This window comes from Myxococcales bacterium (genome assembly GCA_016706225.1).
In the GTDB taxonomy this organism is placed as follows: domain Bacteria; phylum Myxococcota_A; class Polyangia; order Polyangiales; family Polyangiaceae; genus JADJKB01.
The window spans coordinates 476,119-495,208 of the sequence record JADJKB010000021.1; the positions used below are offsets into that span (position 1 = coordinate 476,119).

Genomic DNA, 19,090 nt, shown 5'->3' on the forward strand with positions numbered 1-19,090 from the left:
GGACGAAAAGCTCACCAGGCGTTCGCGGGGCCCGCGCCGGTCGCTGCAGCAAGCCCGAGTGCTGTTAGTCGCGCGAGGCGCCGAAAGGTCCTGACACAGCTCTCAGCGTCCTTGAGCCGAAGGGAAGGCGAGTACTCCGGTAAATTCTTCAGGTGGTTCATGGCGGCTTGACGGTCCGCACCTCGATGTGAGCGCAGCCACCTCTGCGCCCGCTGACGGACGTCTTCAAGGACGCCCACAACAGTCAGCTTGGCGTGTCCGTGGGCGATGTCGTGTCGCAGCCTGAGCCAGTCCCGGATCTTCTCGGCCGCGTCGGCAGGTCGAATTGTCATCATACCAAGGCCCCGCCCTTGATGTTGAGTCCAGGTCCAGGCATGGAAGGGATCGAAGTCAACTAGTTTCAAGAGATTACGCGAGTTTTCTGCATTGGGGGTACTGAAGTCTTGGATGTGCTTCAACACCTGTCCTCGTAGCAAGCTGCCCAGACCGCTCCCGCCAGGTGGATGAGCATGATCGAGTGCAGACTCCGCGAGATCCTGCAGAGCCGACTGCCACGCCGCAACTGAGAGAACCACCACTGCTCTGTTGAGCGATGGTTCCAGCGTGCGCAAGCCGCGTCCGCCTCCTCCGTGCGTTCGATGCACTGTGATGATGTTGTCGCAGTGCGCCATCGCCGTGTCGAATCGCTCCCGCGCAGTTGCTAGGTCCATTTGCTCCCTACCATGCGTATTCCGACCGACTTGAGCACCCGTTCCGCGCTGACGTGAGCAGTCATTCCGAAGGCATCTGAGCGCTGATCGGAGCGCAGCGACGGGTGGGGTTGGGGTCAGGACTGCTTGGTCGGTTCCTTGGTTAGGGCCTTCTTCGCGCGGATGGAGGGTCCGCCGAGCGAGACGACGTGGGCGTTGTGCACGACGCGGTCGCAGATCGCGTCAGCGATCGTCGGATCTCCGAGCGCTGCGTGCCAAGTTTTCGTCGCGAGCTGGGTGGTGATCACGGTCGACGACTTGCCGTAGCGATCCTCGAGCACCTCCAGCAGGTCGCGGCGCTGGTCGTCGGTCATCGGGTTGAGCAAGAAGTCGTCGAGCACCAGGACGTCGATGCGCGCGAGCTTGCCGAGCAGCGAGTTCGACGTGCCGGAGACACGCGCGAGCGCCAGCTCTTCGAGCACGCGCGGCACGCGGACGAAGAGCGAGCGGTGCCCGGCACGGCATGCAGCGTCCGCGAGCGCGGCACCGAGGTAGCTCTTCCCGACGCCGGTCTTGCCGATCACGATCACGTTGTGGTGCTCGCTGACCCAGCGGCAGGTGCCGAGCTGGCGGACGGTGGCCTTGGCGATGCCGCGCTCGGGATCGCACGCGACGTCTTCCAACGTCGCGTGGGTCGCGAGCTTGGCCTCTTTCAGGCGCCGTGCAGTGCGCCGGTTGTCGCGCGCGGTCCACTCGCGATCCACGATGATGCCGAGCTTCTCGTCGAAGTTGAGTCGTTGATCCGGCGGCGCGCGCATCAGCTCGCGTGTCGCCTCGGCCATGGCGCCGAGCCGCAGCTCGTCGAGCTTGGTGAGGGTGTCTTCGATGGTGGTCAATGGACGATCTCCTTTCGGTCGTAATACTCACCGCCGCGCACGTTATCGTGCTCGAGCGGTGCAGCTCTGGTGGCGGCGGGCGACCGCTGCTCGCGGTCGAGTCCCTGCCGGAGGATGGCTTCGATGTACTTGCGGTGCGGTGCGCGCGAGATGCTCGCCGTCAGCGCGAGGGCGCACGCGGCGTCCATGCGCTCGGCGCCGTGCTTCTGGGCGACACGCAGGAGGCCGAGACACGCGCGGTGGCCCTGGTCGGGATGCACGTACTGCGCGAGCGTGCGCTCGACCACGGTGGCGACCGCCGGCCCGAACGTCGAGGCCCACTCGATCATGCGCTCGGGCGGCCACGTCCGATGCTCGTGCTGCAGCGGACGATGCGCGTCGCAGGTGACCGGCGTGCCGCGCCTGCCATAGCTGCGCGGGTGGGACGCGATTCGCTCATTGTTCCGGAAGATCTCCACGATGCTCGCTGTTGCGCGCACCTCGACCTGCTGGCCGATCAGCGTGTGCGACACGCTGTAGTGCCGGAAGTCGAACTCGACGTGGTAGTCGATGTTGACGCCGACCTTGCGCCGCTCGCGCAGCTCGTAGCGCAGCGCGGGCAGGGGCCGCATCGCCGGCAGGTCGATGCTCTCGAATGCCGAGCGACGACAGCCTTCCAGCCGCTTGAACGGCCGAGCGTTGAGGTCCTCGAGCAGCTCCGCGATGGCCTCGTTGAGCTCGCTCAGGCTGAAGAACTTACTGTTGCGCAGCCGCGCGACGATCCAGCGCTGCGCCAGCAGCACGGCCGCTTCGACCTTGGCCTTGTCCCGCGGCTTGCGCGGCCGCGCCGGGATCACCGCGAGCTCGTAGTGCCTCGCGAAGTCGAGGTAGGTCTCGTTGAGCAGCGGGTCGTAGCGGTCGGGACCGCGGACGGCGCTGCGCAGCTGATCAGGAACGAGCACCTCCGGCGACGCTCCGAAGTATTCGAGCCCGCGGATCGTCGAACCGACGAAGTCGACGATCTTCTGGGTGAGCGTGGCCTCGGCGAAGGTGTAGTTGCTGGCGCCGAGGACCATCACGAACAGCTCGACCTCGTGCTCTTCGCCCGTCTGCGGATCGACGATGTGCGGCTTCTTGCCCGAGTAGTCGAGGAACGCCTTCTCGCCGGCGCGATGCACCTGGCGCATCGTCGGCGACAGCTTGCTCCGCCAGGCACCGTACAGCTCGCAGAACTGGCTGTAGCGGTACGGTAGCCGACTCTCGCCGCAGCCGGTCGCCGCGGCGTGATACTCCTCCCACAACAGCTGCAGCGTGACGCCAGTGCGACTCAGCTCGCGATGCAGGTGCGCGAAGTCGATCACCGCGCGCGCCGCCGGCTCGTTGTGGCCGAGGTAGCGGAACAATGCCGCCTCGACCGCCTCGTCGGTCATGGCCTCCGCGCGCTCCCACGTCAGCCCCGCCTCCCGCGCGCGCTGCAGGTAACCCGCGACAGTGCCCGTCGCGATCGCGAGCGACGCAGCGACCTCACGCTGGCTGCGGCCAGCGTCGGTCAAACGGAGAGTCTCTCGAACCTTGCGCATGCTGAGTCGTTCCATGCGCGCCGGTCGCACCGCACGGCAGCGGCGACCAACGCTTCGGGGAAGGACCCGCCGCTGTGCTCCGGCCAGAGAGCCGAGCGCTCAAGTGCGCCGGAACGGGCGCTCAAGTGGCCCGGAATCGGTGCTCAAGTGCGTCGGAACGAGCGCTCAAGTCGCGTCGGAATCGGTGCTCAAGTGCCGTCGGAACGAGCGCTCAAGTGCGTCCGGAATTCGCACTACCACACAGGATACTCGCAGAAACTTGCGCGCGCGGTGCGGTGCGTCCACGAGCGCGGTACGCAGAAGTCCTTCAGATTTCGCGGGCGACCCGACGGCTCGTCTGCCAGGAGTCGCGTCCACCGACCTCTCTGCCGGCGTGACGCCCGGCCAAGACAGATTGCCGGCTCGGCGGCGGCCAGACTTAGGGCGCGGCCACAGGCGCGGTGATGATCGGCACGCCCAGCTTACTAGCAAGTACGCGGAGCTTGACCCAGGCCCGGGAATGCTTGTCTACCATCGGTGCCACGAGTCCAAGCAACGCCGGCTGCGCAGGGCTCAGGCGGTTCACTTCTGTAGCGTCAATCAACACGTCAAGGACTCTCCCGCGATCGAGCAGAGACTGACTCGTCAGGCGTGCCGTAATCACGCCAATGTTCCTGGGTAGACACAGCGAAGCGTTGAACTGAAGAAGCTCGGCGGTATCGAGTCCGGAGTCGAAGAGAGTCCTCCTATAATCGACGCCGGCCAAAAACCGCACATCCCAATGAACCGGTGTGTTCTCCAGCGCCCAATCGACCACCGGTCGTACCGCCAACAGCTCCTCGAAGAGCGCTGACACAGAAAGACGGAGTTTTGGAGGTTTCGGGACCAGCGCACCCTCTATCTCCCAGTCGTCTGGTTCCCAGTAAGTCGATGCCTTGCCCGTGCGCCCCCGATGCAGAATGAGCTTCGGGTTGTTGTTCTCGTCGCGGTCGGTGGAGTCCCGAAGCTCGTAGTGCGCGTGCGAGCCCAGGTTGTCGTCGTGTGTGTAGACGACTTCCACAGCCGCTGCGGCCATCCCTAACGGCTCGACTCGGGATTGAGACGGCTCGAACTCACGTGTCGTCGCTGGTTCGGAGAAGCCTGTAAGGGTTACAGCATGGCCATCCCTCATTTTTCCCCCGTCGCGCCCTGGTCTTGCTTTGGTGAGCAGCAGGATCACGGGGAGCTGCGACCGAAGGCAAGCCACCATCTGGGCGCGAAAGAAGTCTCGGTTATCCGAAGGCTCAAGCACATCTGCGACGTAGCCAAGCGCGTTGAGCGCCTCCGCCATCTGCGTCCAAGTCAGCCCGTTCTGGGCCGGAAACGGGCTCTTCGCCGCGACGGTGATCGCCGACGGCGTCGGCGTGCGGTACCCGGCAACTCTCGCCACGCGCTGTAGCGCCGACCACAGCGCAGTGGATGCGCAGACGGCGGCGCCCTGGTCCTGCTGTTGGTAAGCGAGGCCGTCAACGCGCAAGCGCAATCCGAGCAAGTGCACATGGTACGGGCGCACCACTTCATAGTGCCGACGACCGGCGATTGGGTACGTCTTGAGCACGGTCCGCCCTATGCTCGCCCCGTCAAGAGGACGGACCACAACAAAGCCCAGGTACGCCTCCTGGAGTTCGCGCTCCACCGACTCGGTCTGGCCGTTGCAGGCCGCGTGCAGCCTGGCCAGCAAGTCCTCGGGCGACGAGGTAAAGAAGTGCAGGCGACTGCACTGCGGCGGAGGCGCGCGGAAGGACCTCGCGTAGTAGCTCACGAAGTCATCGAGGAAGTGCCGATCGACGTAGCGCGTCTCGACAAGAATGCTGTGCGCGCCTAGGTCCGTGAGGTATTCAAACAGGTACAGCGACGCGCGCGACCCGCCACGCAGCCAGTGTTCAAGCTCCCCTTCTGCAAACGGGCGAACCACGACGCTAGGAGCGTCGGACATTCGTCACCGGAACCGAACGCTTGGCGGCACCCCGATGGCAGGGGGCGTCTGCTGCGCCTTCTGCCTTTCGCGCTTCCCGCGCTCCAGTGCCTCCTGAACTTCGTGCTCGTTGGACGGCTTCGCAGCCTCAGCAGCCGCGAGTGCCTCGTCCGAAAGGGTCCGCAAGGCGGCGGGCTTTTCGGTCTTGTTCATGGCGACACCCTCCATTGAAATTCGCACGCAAGCCAAGAACCCGAGTCGGGTTCTTGGCTCATCCGTTCAGTGTCCGTCAATCCGAATGTTTTGAGACTTCCACAAAAAAGCAATCAACTTGGATGTTTACAAAAAATGAACGGACATTTTTTGTCTCCGTGTTCACTTGGCGGGCCAAGGCTGTCAAGAGGTGCGCAAATAGCATGGGGGGCGGACCGAGTCCCGGTCACCGGCTCCTAGTCCTGGTCTTGGACGGGTATCGGAAGTGGAGGAGTTGGCGGGAACGCCGAGGAGACTTGGGAGCTGCCGACGTCGCCGTTTGGAGTGACGGCGAGCCGGACCGCGGCTGACGACCCCAAATCTAGCGGCGGCGCGGAGTTGCCCAGAGCCGGCAACATGCGTACAGTACCACCACGATCGGAGGCAGCCATGGACCCCAAGAAGTTCGCGGCGCTTGAGCGGCGCGTTCTCGACGTGATCCCATCGAAGGGGTCGAAGCCCATCGCGGAAGTCATTGAGTCCTTCGGCAAAGACGGCACGGGATACGGTCGAAGTGACGCGAAGGCAGCGATTCTCGGGCTAAAGGCTGACGGCAAGGTTACTCTGGATCAGAGCGGGAACGTGAGTCGGACAGCGAGTGGCGCGCGATAAGAGACGTCACTCCGCTGCAAAAGCCGGGGACGCTCGTAGCTGGAGCGCGATCGACCGTGATCGCGTTCTGCACACGTCGGCTTTCCGACGGCTGGACTCGGTCACTCAGGTCGTAGCGCCTGAGGAGGGGCACGTGTTTCACAACCGCCTCACGCACTCCATGAAGGTCGGGCAAGTTGCGCGACGGATCGCTGAAAAGGTCGCGAAGGGGCTCAAGGACGAGAAGCTGAAGCCGGACCCGGAGGTGGCGGAGGCCGCTGGATTTGCGCACGATCTAGGACACCCGCCATTCGGACATGCAGCAGAGACGGCGCTGGATGACTTGGTCACCGCCGAGGGTCTGTCGGACGGCTACGAGGGCAACGCCCAGACGTTCAGAATAGTCACCAAGCTGGCAGTTCGAACCCACAAGCACCTCGGGCTCGACCTGACGCGCGCCACTCTGTCGGCCGTTCTGAAGTACCCCTGGTACAGAGCAGCCAAGGAAGGGAAGGACGTCATCGAGCGAGATGGCGGGCGGCTCGACAAGCACAAGAAGTGGGGTGCTTACAGGACCGAAGAGCAGGACTTCGAGTTTTGTCGGCGCGGTGGCCCGCCCGGAGACGCTCGCAGCATCGAAGCTCAGTGCATGGAGCTGGCGGACGACATCGCGTACTCGATCCATGACGCTGAGGACTTCTATCGTGCGGGAATCGTCCCGCTGGATCGGCTGGCCGCGAGCGACGATGGTCTATCCCCCGAAGCGGAGCGATTCCTGAAGCGAGCGTTTGACCGCAGCGGCACTACTGGCAAGACGCAGCAGAAGCTCGCAGATGCTTTCAAGGTCGCCATGGCTGCGTGCGCGGTGGCCGAGTCCTACAGAGGCACGTATCACCACCGCGCCAAGCTCCGAATGTGGACTTCTGACCAGATCCAAGACCTCGTGAACGGGATCAACGTCACGGAGAAGTCGGGGCAGGTGTTGCTCAGCCTTCCGGAGAATCTTCGCAACCGTATCGAAATTCTGAAAGAGCTGACCTGGGTCTACGTGATCTTGAATCCACGACTCGCCACGCAGCAGGTCGGGCACAGGCGGATCGTCGAAGAACTCTTCGAGGACTACCTTGACGCGGTGAAGAAAAAGAAACGACACGTCCTTCCGGGACGTTTCGCAGATCAGCCGGCTGGAACGTCGAAAGAACTCTACGCAGGTCTTAGCCCAGCCAAGCGGCGCGTCCGACTCGTCGCGGACATCGTGTCGAGCATGACCGACCAGGAAGCGCTGATGCTACATCGTCGGCTCCGCGGGACAGCGCCGGGGTCTGCCCTCGATGGACGGGTCCTGTAGGAGCGGTGGGAACGTAGTGCGCAAGGAACGACCCGCCGAACTTGACACCACCGGCGCCGTTGCCGCCATGTTGCCGCGACCCTGCACCAACCGACGGAACCAGACGGTACGGCGCGGACCGCGCCGGGATCGAACATCGTCAACGACTTCGCGAGGTTCTTGGCCAAGTCCGCGTGCCCGCGCGGTTTCTCGCTAGGTCGTTTTCAAAATTCGATTCCCGGCGCCTCCACCATTGCAATGAATTCGAACCTCCTTCCGCGACCCGGAGGAGGTTCAGACTCTCGAATTTGCACCGGACCCGGAAGAACGGCCGCCCGACTTCCGGCTTCTCCGGTGTGAGGGTCACTGGGCCGGTGAGCCGCCGGAGCGCCAGCGCTGAGCTCCCGGTCACGTGCTCTCTGTTTCGGGCGGCAGCGCGTCGGCCGCCGCCTCGAGCAAATGGAACGTCACTGAAACGGGGTCGATGTCGAATGCGAGGGTGCCCCGTTTTCGTTCGTCGCTCATGACGTAGTGGCAGTTGACGATCATGAGTCGATTCGGCCCGTCGATCTCGACAAGCGCGAGCGGCTGGATGGTGAAGCTGTCCTCACCATCAATCTTGTCCTTGACCACGAAGTCCTCGAACGACAACGCGATTCCATAGTGCTCGCCGAGGACGCGGCAAAGCGCCTCATGGTTGCGCTTCTCGCCCTCGTTGTAGGGCGCCAGAAGATCGTCGTGGCTCGCGCAGAAGAGGGTGCCCGCGTGCCGAGCTTCCTCAATCAGCCGTTTGGCTTGCTCTGGCATCACCCGTCGATGGATGAAGTTGCCTTCCGGGATGTTCTCCAGGCCGACATGCCAGAACGAAACAGACAAGCTTGCGGATTTCATCGAGCGCTCGGATGTTCGGGCGGCCGTTGCGAGAGCGCGCAAGGACGCTCCGTCCCCATCTTAACCCATCGCGACCATCCCAGGTGAGCGACCGACTCTCGGCTACGGGCCCCACTTCCACACCGACGGCGTCCAGAGCTGCGACGCCGTACCGTCGAGCACGGGGTTCAGGAATGCTTCGAGAGCGCGCGTGAGGACATGGACGTCTGCCCAAGGCAGGTCGTCCTCCGCGACCATCCGCGCGTACGGAGCTGCCCACCCAGGAGGCGGCGCGGGAAGAGCGTCCGGAAGTGCATGCGTCTTGCGCGCGCTGAAGGTCTGTTCGAGCGCCCGACGAAGCCCCTCAGGTTCGATCTCGCGAACACCCGCGAGGAGCGCGATGTCTGGAAGATCCTTCACTCGCGAGTTCGGACGCTTGCGCGGAAGCGTGTAGGCGTGAAGCTTTTCCGCGATGTGCGTCTCGAGCGGGTAGAGCCGCAGCGTGGGGGGCTCGATGCCAGCGAACCCGAGCACGTCCCCGGCCACCACCATGTCCGGTTCGCCAAAGATGGGGTCCGCGAAGGCAATGTCGAGGCCGAACCGTTGGCCGTAGGGCTTGCCGGAGGTCAATGTCCTTGGTGGCGCGGGCGCGCTCGACGCGAAGCTCCACGACGAGCCCCCCCTTGAGCATGGCACTGTCGCCTAGCTCGCGTGTGATGCGCGCGAGGAAACGGTCGAAGACTAGAAGCTGACGCTTGCGTGCGAAGTCGTTCCCGCTGGACGACGTGGAGCGCAGGCGGGTCTCGACGGCCTGCTTGAACGCGGCGGCGGTGGCGTAGCGGTTCACGCGGCCCTCCGGCGTGCCTGAACCGCCTTCGCGCCGTCCCTGTCTATGAGCCCGCGTGCCCGCGCCTGTCGAACTGCGGCCTCGATGAACTCGGGTGCCACATGCGCGTCCACGCAATCGATCAGAGTCCGAAGCGCGTTCGTCACGGGGAACGCGCCAATCTCGATGCGCTCGTTCTTCGGAACGTCACCGTGGTGAAGAAGGACCCCCTTCGGCACGCGGAAGCGACGTTTGATCCAGCCCGTGGGAAGCGTCAGGTTCACCTTTCGCGGGAGCGCATCCGAGAGGTTGAGGAGCATGAGCGCGGTCTCATGCGAGAAGACCCCCTCCCTGTCCGACCAGAGCCAGATTGCGGCAAGGTCCTCGTGCTCGCCCGCCGGAAAGTGAACGATTCGATAGACGCCACGCCGAACGCGGGTAATCCGCCCGTTCTTCAGGTACTTGAGCAGGAGCTGCGGGGAGTACCCCGCCTCAGCCGCTTGCTTCGTGGTGAAGTGACCCTCCTGACCGACCGCGAACTCGAACAGGCGGTCCCAGCTCGGAGCAGGCTCGACGTGAGAAGGCACGGCACAGAACGTAACCGATAGTTTAGTTTTGTGCAAGTACGTTTCTAAACCAGTGGTTTAGTTTTGTGCGGGGCGCGCTCGGCGAGCCTTCACCTCGAGCTGGATGGCGCCCGCGCCACCGGGCTCACGCCCCGTCTCCAAAATGTCTCCACGACCCCGGTCGATCTACGCAAACCCATGTCGACTCACGTCGACACGCGCGCGCCGTGGAAGCGCCGGAACATCGAACACTCGAGACGGAAAGACAAGCGACATCGCCGCGTTTGAAAGAGCGTCTCGTGAGAATTCGATTCCCGGCGCCTCCACCAATGCAATGAATGCGAACCTCCTTCCGCAACGAGGAGGTTCAGACTCTCGAATTTGCACCGGACCCGAAAGAACGGCCGCCCGACCTCCGGCTTCTCCGGCGACGAGCGCGAGCGGCTGGATGGTGAAACTGTCCTCACCATCAATCTTGTCCTTGACCACGAAGTCCTCGAACGACAACGCGATTCCATGGTGCGCGCCGAGGACGCGACAAAGCGCCTCGTGGTTGCGCTTCTCTCGCTCGTTGTAGGGCGCCAGAAGATCGTCGTGGCTCGCGCAGAAGAGGGTGCCCGCGTGCCGAGCTTCCTCAATCAGCCGTTTGGCTTGCTCTGGCATCACCCGGCGATGCACGAAGTTGCCCTCCGGGATGTTCTCCAGACCGACATGCCAGAACGAGACAGACAAGCTGGCGGACTTCATCGAGCGCTCAGATGTTCGGGCGGCCGTTTCGAGAGCGCGCAAGGACGCTCCGTTCTCCATCCTAACCCAACGCGACCATCCCAGGTGTGCGACCGACTCTCGGCTACGGGCCCCACTTCCACACCGACGGCGTCCAGGTCCGCCGCGCCGTACCGTCGAGCACGGGGGTCAGGAATGCCTCGAGAGCGCGTGTGAGGGCATGGACGTCTGCCCAAGGCAGCTCGTCCTCCGCGACCATTCGCGCATACGGAGCTTCCCACCCAGGAGGCGGCGCGGGAAGAGCGTCCGGAAGTGCATGCGTCTTGCGCGCGGTGAAGGTCTGTGCGCGCGAGGAACCGGTCGAAGACTAGAAGCTGACGCTTGCGTGCGAAGTCGTTCCCGCTGGACGACGTGGAGCGCAGGCGGGTCTCGACGGCTTGCTTGAACGCGGCGGCGGTGGCGTAGCGGTTCACGCGGCCCTCCGGCGTGCCTGAACCGCCTTCGCGCCGTCCCTGTCTATGAGCCCGCGTGCCCGCGCCTGTCGAACTGCGGCATCGATGAGCTCGGGAGACACATGCGCGTCCACGCAGTCGAGCAGAGTCCGAAGCGCGTTCGTCACGGGGACCGCGCCAATCTCCATGCGCTCGTTCTTCGGAATGTCCTCGTGGTGAAGGAGGACGCCCTTCGGCACGCGGAAGCGACGCTTGGCCCAGACCGCGGGCAGCGTCAGGTTCACCTTTCGCGGGAGCGCATCCGAGAGGTTGAGGAGCATGAGCGCGGTCTCATGCGAGAAGACCCCCTCCCTCTCCGACCAGAGCCAGATTGCGGCAAGGTCCTCGTGCTCGCCCGCTGGAAAGTGAACGATTCGATAGACGCCACGCCGAACGCGGATAATCCGCCCGTTCTTCAGGTACTTGAGCAGGAGCTGCGGGGAGTACCCCGCCTCAGCCGCTTGCTTCGTGGTGAAGTGACCCTCCTGACCGACTGCGAACTCGAACAGGCGGTCCCAGCTCGGCGCAGGCTCAACATGAGCAGGCACGACACAGAACGTAACCGATAGTTTAGTTTTGCGCAAGTACGCTCCTAAACCAGTGGTTTAGTTTTGTGCGGGCCCGCTCGGCGAGCCTTCACCTCGAGCTAGTCACGCAACTCGCGCCCCGACCGCACCGAGGGGAGCGGCATGGATATCACAGGCACCTCGCGGCGCAGGGTCGAGGTCGATGCCGCGCCCCCTTCCTCTCCCATGCTCGGGCGCGCCGTCGCTGCGGGGCGACCCCTGGTGGGCAGGTCAGGCCCGCTCGCGCAGAAGGCGCCCTCACCGGAAGCGGTTCGCGCGCTCAGTCGGCCCAGCCCGGAAGCCCAGCTGCGCGCGCGCCTCGACCGCGTCATGGCCGAGATGCACAGCCCGTATCAGGTGGATGGCCGGGAGGTGAAGGTCGCGCCCCACTTTCACTCACTGAAGGGCCTGACCGACGAGGTCATCGCCGCCGACGTCGTCAGGATCCGGAAGGCGGTCGGCCCGGAGAAGTTCAAGGAGATTGCGATGTCGGCAGCCCGTGCGACGAGCTCGCGGGGCGCCGCCGCCGACGTACGCAAGACGGTTCAGGCCATGCTCGATGCCGGCGTGCACCGCAGGTACGGGAAGGTGCCGCTGGAGCAGGCCATCCGCCGCATGATGTGGGACCACCGCATCGGTCTGGATTGCCGCGGCTACGTCGGGCACGCGTTCCTGCGCTCGCGCGGCGACGGAGACAAGCCCGCTTCAGCCGAGCGCTACGGGCTCGATCCTTCCACGTTCCAGCAACCGAACAACGCGTTTCGTAAGGTGCGCATCCAGGACGCGCGCGCTGGCGACTGGGTTCACCTGAACCCCGACAAGGGCGGCCGCGATCACAACGTGATCGTGCGCTCGAACGCCACGCGGCAGCTCGAAGGCGCTCGACTGGAGGTCTCGGGTAAGCAGATCCCCCGCGCGTTCGTCGATGACGGGTGGCCTGCCGGCACGAAGCCCACGCTGCGAGTGATGGAAGTCGACTCTGCCTGGGGCGGCGGCGAGACGGGCGAGTCGGGCGGCGTGGAGCGCCGCGTCTGGGTCCAGAACGAAAAGAGCGGGCTCTGGGGGCACTGGAGCCCGAAGGGGGACTTTCGCGTCAGCGCGGGCCCGTACGATCATGAGCTCGACGCGGTGTATCGGCCGCGGAGGGAGCCATGAGCCGCCGCGCCTGGTCGTACGCACTGGCGCTCGCAATCACCGGCGGCGGGCTGCCCTTCGCGTGCTGGAGCACCCGCCTGCACGAGCGCGCCGAGCCCGCGCCCGCGCCGGAGATCCGCGTCGAGCCCGTGCGCCCGGCCACCGTGAGCGCGCCTGAGGCAAGAGAGCTCGCACCCGGCGTGGTCAAGACCCGCTTGCTCGAAGAATCGGCTCTGGTCAACGACGCGGTGCCCTGGCAGGCGCCGACCGCGGAGCATCCCGGCGGCACGCTGGTGCTCGCGGCGCGCGAAGGGCTCATCGAGCTCGACATCGACAAGGGCAGCGTCGTTCGGCGAACCGCGGCTCCGCAAGGGAAGGCCCTCTGCCGGCTGGCCGCGAGCCCCGTCGGCGTCGCGGTGACCTGGAGGGACCAAGAAGAGGCGAAGATCGCGTTCTACGACGAGCGCCTCGAGCTCGGGTGGACTCACGTGCTCGCCCAGCAGGCGTCGGAGGTCAGCGTCGACGGGAGCCACGCAGTCGCGGTGTACGACACCTTCCCTCCGGGCTCAGGCTTCGAGCTCGTGCGCTTCGACATGTCCACCGGCCGGCGCGTGGCGGCGCGGCGTCATCCGGGCTCGATCACCACCTTCGACGAATACCCGGCCCGGCTCCTGGTGCGAAACGAGCGCATCCACGTGCTCGTGACCCGACCTCGGATCGAGCTTCGCAGCTACTCCCTGGATCTCTCCTTGGCGGGTGTCGTGCACTTGCCCTTCCCGCCGCACCAGGAAGGCGACTTCCCGCCGTTCGGCACCCTCGACGCGGCGGGCGAACAGCTCCTGTTGAGCGTCCGCGGCAAGGTCTTCTCGATCGACCCGAAGACGCGTGGCGTGCGGAGCCTGCCGGCGCTGCCCACGGACTTCACCAACGAGAATCACCTGGACGTGGATCCGTCCGGGCGCGTGCTCGTCGACTCGGGCAGCCTGGCCGAGCGCGTCGGCGGTCCGTTCGTGAAGGTCGTGACGCTCCGAACTGAGATGTGGAAGCTCAGCGCCGGGGAAGAGCCCATGTACCGCGACACACCCGTGGCCGGTTTCTTCTGGGGTGGCCAGGCGCTGATCGTGACGGTGCACCCCGACGTCAGCTTGATCCGCATCGACCCCGCACGCGCGCTAGCTGCACACTGACGCGCAGGCCCCGGTCGACGTTGCCCGGGTCATGGGGCTGGCGTAGACCTTGTGAGATGCGCTCGTTGGCGAAGTCTCTTCTTGGCACGCTCTTGCTCTTCACCGCGCTGGCTGCCGGTTGTTCCAGCGACGGCGACTCGGACGCGAGGAGCGGCGGTGGGAGCGCGGGCAGCGGCGGGACTGCCGGGACCGGCGGCGGCGCCGCCGGGACGGGTGGCCCGGCCGGAGCGGCCGGCGACGCCGCGAGCGGGGGAAGCGCGGGAGCAGCGAGCCTCTCGGCCGCGCTCGAGGCCCAGGGCTTCGAGGTTCGTGCTGGCAAGTTCGATCTGCTCGATCTGAGCGACTGCTGCGACGTGGGCAAGACCTGCTCGGGCAACAACCCCACCAGTCCCTACGGTGCGTTCTTCGTGCCTCGCGCCCCGGGCCAGACGGTCGCCAACCCGAACGAAGAGCCAGGCGGGCTCGCCTCGTCGTTCCGGCTGCGCGCGGATGAGGCACTCGTGTACGTCGGAACGACGCCGCCGAAAGCGAAGTACTTCGGCTTCACCCCGTATCTCATCGACCGAGAAGGCGCCCTGGGCGTGCGCAAGCCGGTGTTCGCGAGCCTCTCGGAGACGCTCAACAACTTGGTGATCCAGGTGGGCGGGAAGGCCGAACCGTTCGATGCCGAGGTCGCCATCATCGCGACCGCCGATCAGACGACGGAGACCCAGGTCAAAGTAGCCCTGACGACCGCCGGGATCCCCGCGACCGTGGTCAACACCCTCACCTTCGACTCGAAACTGGTCAAGCTGGGCATCGCCGACGCGGACGACACCGTCGGCGTGCTGTCGCGCGTCGCGATCTTCGACGACGCCGCGAAGGGCAAGGCCTACCTCGACGCCATTCCGGGCGTGCTCCTGCGCGTGACGCCCAAGAGCCCGACCACGCCGAACCCGCTGCCCTCGCCGCCGAGCCGCGCGAAGAACATGACCGACACCGAGACCAGCTTGACCAGCGCGCTCGACGCGCTCGAAGCCGCGGTCATCGCCCAGAATCCCGGCTGGACGGGCAAGTCGATGATCGTCACCAAGGGGACTCCAGATCCGCTGGCGTGCATCCAGGGTCAGACCTTCTGCGCGGGCGACAACCGCGACACCAACTACCCGTCCACCATCCCCCAACCCCTGTTCGCGTCACCGGACGACTTCTTCATCGTGATTGGCGTCGATCACACGCTCACGGGGAAGACCTCGTACGCGAACTTCAGCGTCTACGCCATCGAGCACCTGGTCGGCGTCGCTTCGGTGAGCAACGTGCAGTACGCCGGGAGCGCGACGGCGCTTCTGCCCGGGGATCCCGGCGCGGCGAAGCTGTACGCGTGGAAGGTGGCTCGCACGTGCGGGAGTGATCCGCACTGCCTCGCGATCCCCGATGCCGCCTGTCCGACCGGTGTCGGGGCGGGGAAGTCCGGCACCATCACCTTCCGCACCTACCTCGAGCCGAAGACGCAGACGGCGCCCGACATCAGCACCCTGGCGCTCGATCGCGTGATCAAGTTCACCAAGCCCTGAAGGGTCGCCGCGGCGGGAGCTCACTCACTCGTAGGGCACGTGAGCCATCAGGCCACGTGTCGGCAGTCGCCCCTCGGCTCCGCAAGGCAAGAGCACTCGCCCCGGCGCTGCGATCGCGCCGGTGCATTCGCAAGCTTGTCCAAGCGGCTGGGGGGCGAGCGCGTGGCACATCCACCGGCACCCGCCTTCTCGGTCCCGCCTTGGATCAACCACCGCCTCGAAACACGCCGAGACGCGGACGCCGGGTTCCGGCACTCCGGCGCTCGCGGTTCGAAACGATGTCTCCGGGCCGAAAGACCCGCGCGCCGAACCGCACGAGCTTGCACACGACGCCGAGGGCGCCGCGCAGGTCGTCGGACTCGAGCGGCGCCACTTCCCCACCGCAGGCCCTCAGCATCGCGTCGCTTGGCCAGGCCGCGCGGGATGACCGCTCACCCGTTTCTGGATCGCACCATCCGCCGCCCTCGACCAATTCCGGCGGCAGCGCGACGACTCGCTCCGCCGTAGCGCTGCCGCGGTCGTATCCCTCGGCTATCTCGTGGAAAGCACGAGCGGCGCGGGCGGAGGGCGCCACAACGAACCAGTCCTCGTCGCCATCGGGCGTGGTGCACCAGTAGAGGGCGTAGCACTTCGTCCGGTTCCCCGTGATGTCCCTCGTCATGGCACTCCAGGCATCGGGCACAAGACTGACGGAGTTGCGCGCGCTCGCAAGGAGCTCGTCTCTGCTCTCGCCTTTCGGAACCACCCGCGGTGGAACAGCGAGCGGCGCTCTCGAACCACTCGTCGAGGTCGACCCCGACGCTACGACGCGTGACCCCGGGCGAGCGCAGCCGGAGCTGAGGGCGCACATAACGACCACGAGAGCGAGCGGGCGCCGGGCACACATAGAAGAAGCAGAAGTACTGAGTCCTAGGTCGCTTCGAGCAACCAGACCGTGCGGCCTTGCTCCACGGACGGCGTCAGCCGAACGGTCCGGCCGAGCGCCTGCTCGACCGTCGCAGCAGCCACGACTTCCAACAAGAACTGCGTCGCCTCGTTCGTGCCGTCCTCCTTACGCGCTATGACGTTGATGTACTTCGCCATCACTTTGCCGAAATAGGTCGCGCCCTGGGCCCGGAGAGGGATCCAGGTCTCCGCCGGCGGCAGTCGCGCACGCTGTTTGGCGACGTTCAGCGTGAGGCCCCGCCCCTGCTTGATGACCGACCCCACGACCTCCGCTCCGCTCGTGGGCCGATGGCGAAGGAAGTCATAGAGGCGCGCTTCAGTGCGCTCGGCGACCGCGGCAAGGACCAGAGTAGCCTCGACGCCCGCCGGAATAAGGAGCTCGAACACGCCATCCTCCAACCCAAAAGACTGCGGGTGGCTCTTGCTCAGATGGTGCGCTGGGTTCTCGCGAAGGTTGTTCGCGAGACCGGTGTCGCTGGCCCAAGCCGGCTGCGAGATGTGCGCGATTGCCGCCGGGTGGCGAACCTCCACGAACCGGCGAAGCGACCCCGCGAGCTCCGCCATGGTCACCCGCGTGACACCGCGGTCCGCCATCGCGCCCAAGAGGACCATCTTGTGCGGTCCGCTCATGGCCGTGGTCTCCACATCCAAGAGCAGCGCAGAGACGCGCGAATCGGCCTTCAGCGCCCGGTCGTCCGCGCTGAGCGCGCCCCGCTGGCCGAGGTAGTCCAGCCAGCTGCCGTAGAGTCGGACGAGGGTCGTCGGAGAGAGCCCGCAGCGACTCGCGACGTCAAGCAGTGAAGGACGCGCTACATCAAGCTCGTCTCGCGCCAGGTCGAAGGCTTCATCCACTCGCGCTCTCGTTCCACGAGTCGCCACATGAACCGCGCGCACAGCGTCGAGCGCTTCGGGTGCGACGTAGATCACCCGGCCGTCGCTGTAGGAACGCCTCAGGGCGGTGCCAGACACAGCGCTCGCTACGTCGTCGAGCGACATACCGAGCAGGTCAAAGTGCACCCGTGCACGTTTGTGGTTTCCCACAAAGTCGATGACGGTCAGCGTCGATTTCCCCACTTCGGGGCAGAGACGGAGGCCACGCCCAATCTGCTGCAAGTAGACGGTGGCCGAGTCGGTGGGCCGCAACAACACCACGCGGTCCACGGCCGGGATGTCCACACCCTCGTTGAAGACGTCGACGCTGACGATGGCGTCGAGGTCACCTCTCGACAGCGCATCGACCGACCAGGCACGGTCGTCGCTTCCGGGGCCACTGTGCACCAACGCCACCCGCAAGCCGGCCTGTCGAAGACTCTCCGCTGTCTGCGCCGCGTGCCCGATGCCGACGCAGAACACGAGGCTACGCGAACCGGGAAAGTCGGCCGAGGTCAGCGCCGCGGTCACGCGCTCGAGCCGCTCGCGGTCGACCAGCGCCGATTCGAGCTCGTTCTGGGCGTACCCACTCGTCCCACCAACCCAGCGCAGCTTCGAGTAATCCACTGGATCCGGGAGTCCGTAGTAGTGGAATGGCACGAGCCACTGGTTGGCGATGGCATCCAACATGCCAGCCTCGTACGCCACCACGTTGTCGAACAGCTCGTAGATGTTGCCGCCGTCGAGCCGTTCCGGTGTCGCAGTGAGACCGAGGACAAACGTCGGCGACACCCGCCCGAGGACGTCCCGATAGGTCTGCGCTGAAGCGTGGTGCGCCTCGTCGATCACCACGTAGTCGAAGTGCGTGAGCTCTGCGGCCCCCACGGCGTCCAGGCTGAACACCGAGGCAAAGACATGGCGCGCGTCGATGGCTTTTTCGTATTGGTTGAAGAGCCCACACGTTCCGTCCGCTCGGAAGCGCTCGAAGGTCCGCCGGGCTTGCAGCAGGATTTCCTGCCGGTGCGCGACGAACAGCACCCGACCGCTCGGCGCCACGACGAGTGAGTCGAGCGCCGCGAGCACCGTCTTCCCGAGACCCGTTGCCGCGACCACGAGGGCGCGTTGGTGACCGGCACGGCGCACTTCGACGAGGGCCTCGAGCGCCTTCACCTGCGCTGCGTTGGCGCTCTCGCTGGTCCGGGGAAGGTCCAGCTCGATGATATCGTCCGGGGGCAGCACCCGGCGGCGACGACTCGCGTCATACTCCGAGATCAGCTGGTCCGTGAGCGGCTCGCCGCGCGTCGTCAGGAGCATGTCCACGCGAGCCCTGCCGAGTGCCACCAGCGCAGGCGCCGTGGACTCGTCGATGCCGAGTGTCCACTCGACGGCCTCGCTCCCGGTCAGCGCGGAGTAGGAGAGGTTCGCCGAACCAACGAACAGGTGCTCGCGACCCGCGTCGTCCAGCACCCGATAGACCTTGGGATGAAAATGTTCGTATCGGTCGGGTACGAAGCGGATCGATGCCGAAGCTCCAGTCCCCAGCAGCTCTTTGAGCTGACGCAGCGCGTCCGGATGCGTTCCGTCCAAGTACGCACCGAGCAGGATCCGAACCCGGGCGCCTCGGTGCACCAGGCGCTCGAGGAGCTGCCGCAGGAGACTGACCCCAGCGGGCTGCGCGTACGCAACGACAATGTCGAGCTCACGGGCGTTCCACGCCACCGCGCGCAGCCCGTCGAAGAGCGACGGCGTCTCGCTCGAGAACAGGCGCGCGCCAGCCGCGGGATCCGCGTCGCCTTGGCGGATCGCCCAGCCCGCTCGCAGGGACGGAGTCAGGCCCGACGCAGCTGGGGCCGCATCCAAGCCGGTCACGAGAGCGCGGAGCTTCGCCGCCAACCGCGATGCGTTCTGGCCATCACCGCGCCGTAGCGCGCTCGCCAGCTCACCAGCGACCCGGTGCGCTGCCTGCGCCAACACCACTTGATAGACGTCCGGAGGAAGGGTCTCTGCTCCTTCCTCCGGGCTTTCGCCTTCCCACATCGGGAGCAGCGGCATGTCGCGCCCGAGGCTACCACGGCGCAGTCCCGACTCGCTCGTCCTCCCCCGGGGCGC

At 65.8% G+C, this 19,090-nt stretch carries 15 protein-coding genes and 1 pseudogene; 5 read left to right on the top strand and 11 right to left on the bottom strand.

The window, feature by feature from the left end; all coding sequences use genetic code 11:
- Positions 1 to 11 precede the first annotated feature (11 nt).
- The 4 genes from IPI67_26870 to IPI67_26885 all read right to left on the bottom strand — a co-directional run bounded on the left by IPI67_26870 (position 12) and on the right by IPI67_26885 (position 5,077).
- Positions 12 to 458 carry a hypothetical protein gene (locus IPI67_26870; GenBank protein ID MBK7583803.1) on the bottom strand — a complete coding sequence of 149 codons (447 nt, stop codon included), beginning with the start codon at positions 456 to 458 and terminating at the stop codon, positions 12 to 14.
- Between the two features lie 368 nt (positions 459 to 826).
- The gene (locus IPI67_26875; protein MBK7583804.1) at positions 827 to 1,585 is read right to left on the bottom strand and encodes an ATP-binding protein; all 759 of its coding nucleotides are present in this window, start codon (positions 1,583 to 1,585) and stop codon (positions 827 to 829) included.
- A complete protein-coding gene (locus IPI67_26880) occupies positions 1,582 to 3,159 on the bottom strand; it encodes an IS21 family transposase (GenBank protein ID MBK7583805.1) in 1,578 nt (525 codons plus the stop codon). Before IPI67_26880 ends, IPI67_26875 begins: the two co-directional genes overlap by 4 nt.
- A 403-nt stretch (positions 3,160 to 3,562) precedes the next feature.
- A complete protein-coding gene (locus tag IPI67_26885) occupies positions 3,563 to 5,077 on the bottom strand; it encodes a hypothetical protein (GenBank protein MBK7583806.1) in 1,515 nt (504 codons plus the stop codon).
- Between the two features lie 642 nt (positions 5,078 to 5,719).
- On the opposite strand from IPI67_26885, the gene IPI67_26890 reads away from it, so the two are divergent.
- On the top strand, positions 5,720 to 5,941 hold the full coding sequence (locus tag IPI67_26890; GenBank protein MBK7583807.1) for a hypothetical protein: 222 nt from the start codon (positions 5,720 to 5,722) through the stop codon (positions 5,939 to 5,941).
- Positions 5,928 to 7,268: a dNTP triphosphohydrolase gene (gene dgt / locus IPI67_26895; GenBank protein MBK7583808.1), complete on the top strand. Its 1,341-nt coding sequence runs from the start codon at positions 5,928 to 5,930 to the stop codon at positions 7,266 to 7,268. Before IPI67_26890 ends, dgt begins: the two co-directional genes overlap by 14 nt.
- Positions 7,269 to 7,655: 387 nt before the next feature.
- On the opposite strand, the gene IPI67_26900 is transcribed toward dgt, so the two are convergent.
- The 5 genes and pseudogenes from IPI67_26900 to IPI67_26920 form a co-directional block, all read right to left on the bottom strand.
- A complete protein-coding gene (locus IPI67_26900) occupies positions 7,656 to 8,138 on the bottom strand; it encodes a hypothetical protein (GenBank protein ID MBK7583809.1) in 483 nt (160 codons plus the stop codon).
- A gap of 102 nt (positions 8,139 to 8,240) precedes the next feature.
- Positions 8,241 to 8,964, bottom strand: a pseudogene (locus IPI67_26905) (nucleotidyl transferase AbiEii/AbiGii toxin family protein).
- The gene (locus tag IPI67_26910; protein MBK7583810.1) at positions 8,961 to 9,530 is read right to left on the bottom strand and encodes a type IV toxin-antitoxin system AbiEi family antitoxin domain-containing protein; all 570 of its coding nucleotides are present in this window, start codon (positions 9,528 to 9,530) and stop codon (positions 8,961 to 8,963) included. Before IPI67_26910 ends, IPI67_26905 begins: the two are co-directional and overlap by 4 nt.
- A gap of 165 nt (positions 9,531 to 9,695) precedes the next feature.
- On the bottom strand, positions 9,696 to 10,256 hold the full coding sequence (locus tag IPI67_26915; GenBank protein MBK7583811.1) for a hypothetical protein: 561 nt from the start codon (positions 10,254 to 10,256) through the stop codon (positions 9,696 to 9,698).
- Between the two features lie 448 nt (positions 10,257 to 10,704).
- Positions 10,705 to 11,274, bottom strand: coding sequence for a type IV toxin-antitoxin system AbiEi family antitoxin domain-containing protein (locus IPI67_26920; protein ID MBK7583812.1), 570 nt, complete (start codon positions 11,272 to 11,274; stop codon positions 10,705 to 10,707).
- Between the two features lie 141 nt (positions 11,275 to 11,415).
- Between IPI67_26920 and IPI67_26925 the strand changes: the two genes are divergently transcribed.
- The 3 genes from IPI67_26925 to IPI67_26935 are packed head-to-tail and all read left to right on the top strand — an operon-like array spanning position 11,416 to position 15,166.
- Positions 11,416 to 12,447: a hypothetical protein gene (locus IPI67_26925; protein MBK7583813.1), complete on the top strand. Its 1,032-nt coding sequence runs from the start codon at positions 11,416 to 11,418 to the stop codon at positions 12,445 to 12,447.
- Positions 12,444 to 13,613 carry a hypothetical protein gene (locus tag IPI67_26930; protein ID MBK7583814.1) on the top strand — a complete coding sequence of 390 codons (1,170 nt, stop codon included), beginning with the start codon at positions 12,444 to 12,446 and terminating at the stop codon, positions 13,611 to 13,613. The genes IPI67_26925 and IPI67_26930 overlap by 4 nt, the downstream gene beginning before the upstream one ends.
- A 56-nt stretch (positions 13,614 to 13,669) precedes the next feature.
- Positions 13,670 to 15,166 (top strand): hypothetical protein, encoded by a 1,497-nt coding sequence (locus tag IPI67_26935; protein MBK7583815.1) that lies wholly within the window; start codon positions 13,670 to 13,672, stop codon positions 15,164 to 15,166.
- A gap of 205 nt (positions 15,167 to 15,371) precedes the next feature.
- Here IPI67_26935 and IPI67_26940 read toward each other — a convergent pair whose 3' ends face one another.
- Positions 15,372 to 15,827, bottom strand: coding sequence for a hypothetical protein (locus IPI67_26940; GenBank protein ID MBK7583816.1), 456 nt, complete (start codon positions 15,825 to 15,827; stop codon positions 15,372 to 15,374).
- A gap of 248 nt (positions 15,828 to 16,075) precedes the next feature.
- Positions 16,076 to 19,033, bottom strand: coding sequence for a DEAD/DEAH box helicase family protein (locus tag IPI67_26945; protein MBK7583817.1), 2,958 nt, complete (start codon positions 19,031 to 19,033; stop codon positions 16,076 to 16,078).
- Positions 19,034 to 19,090 lie beyond the last annotated feature (57 nt).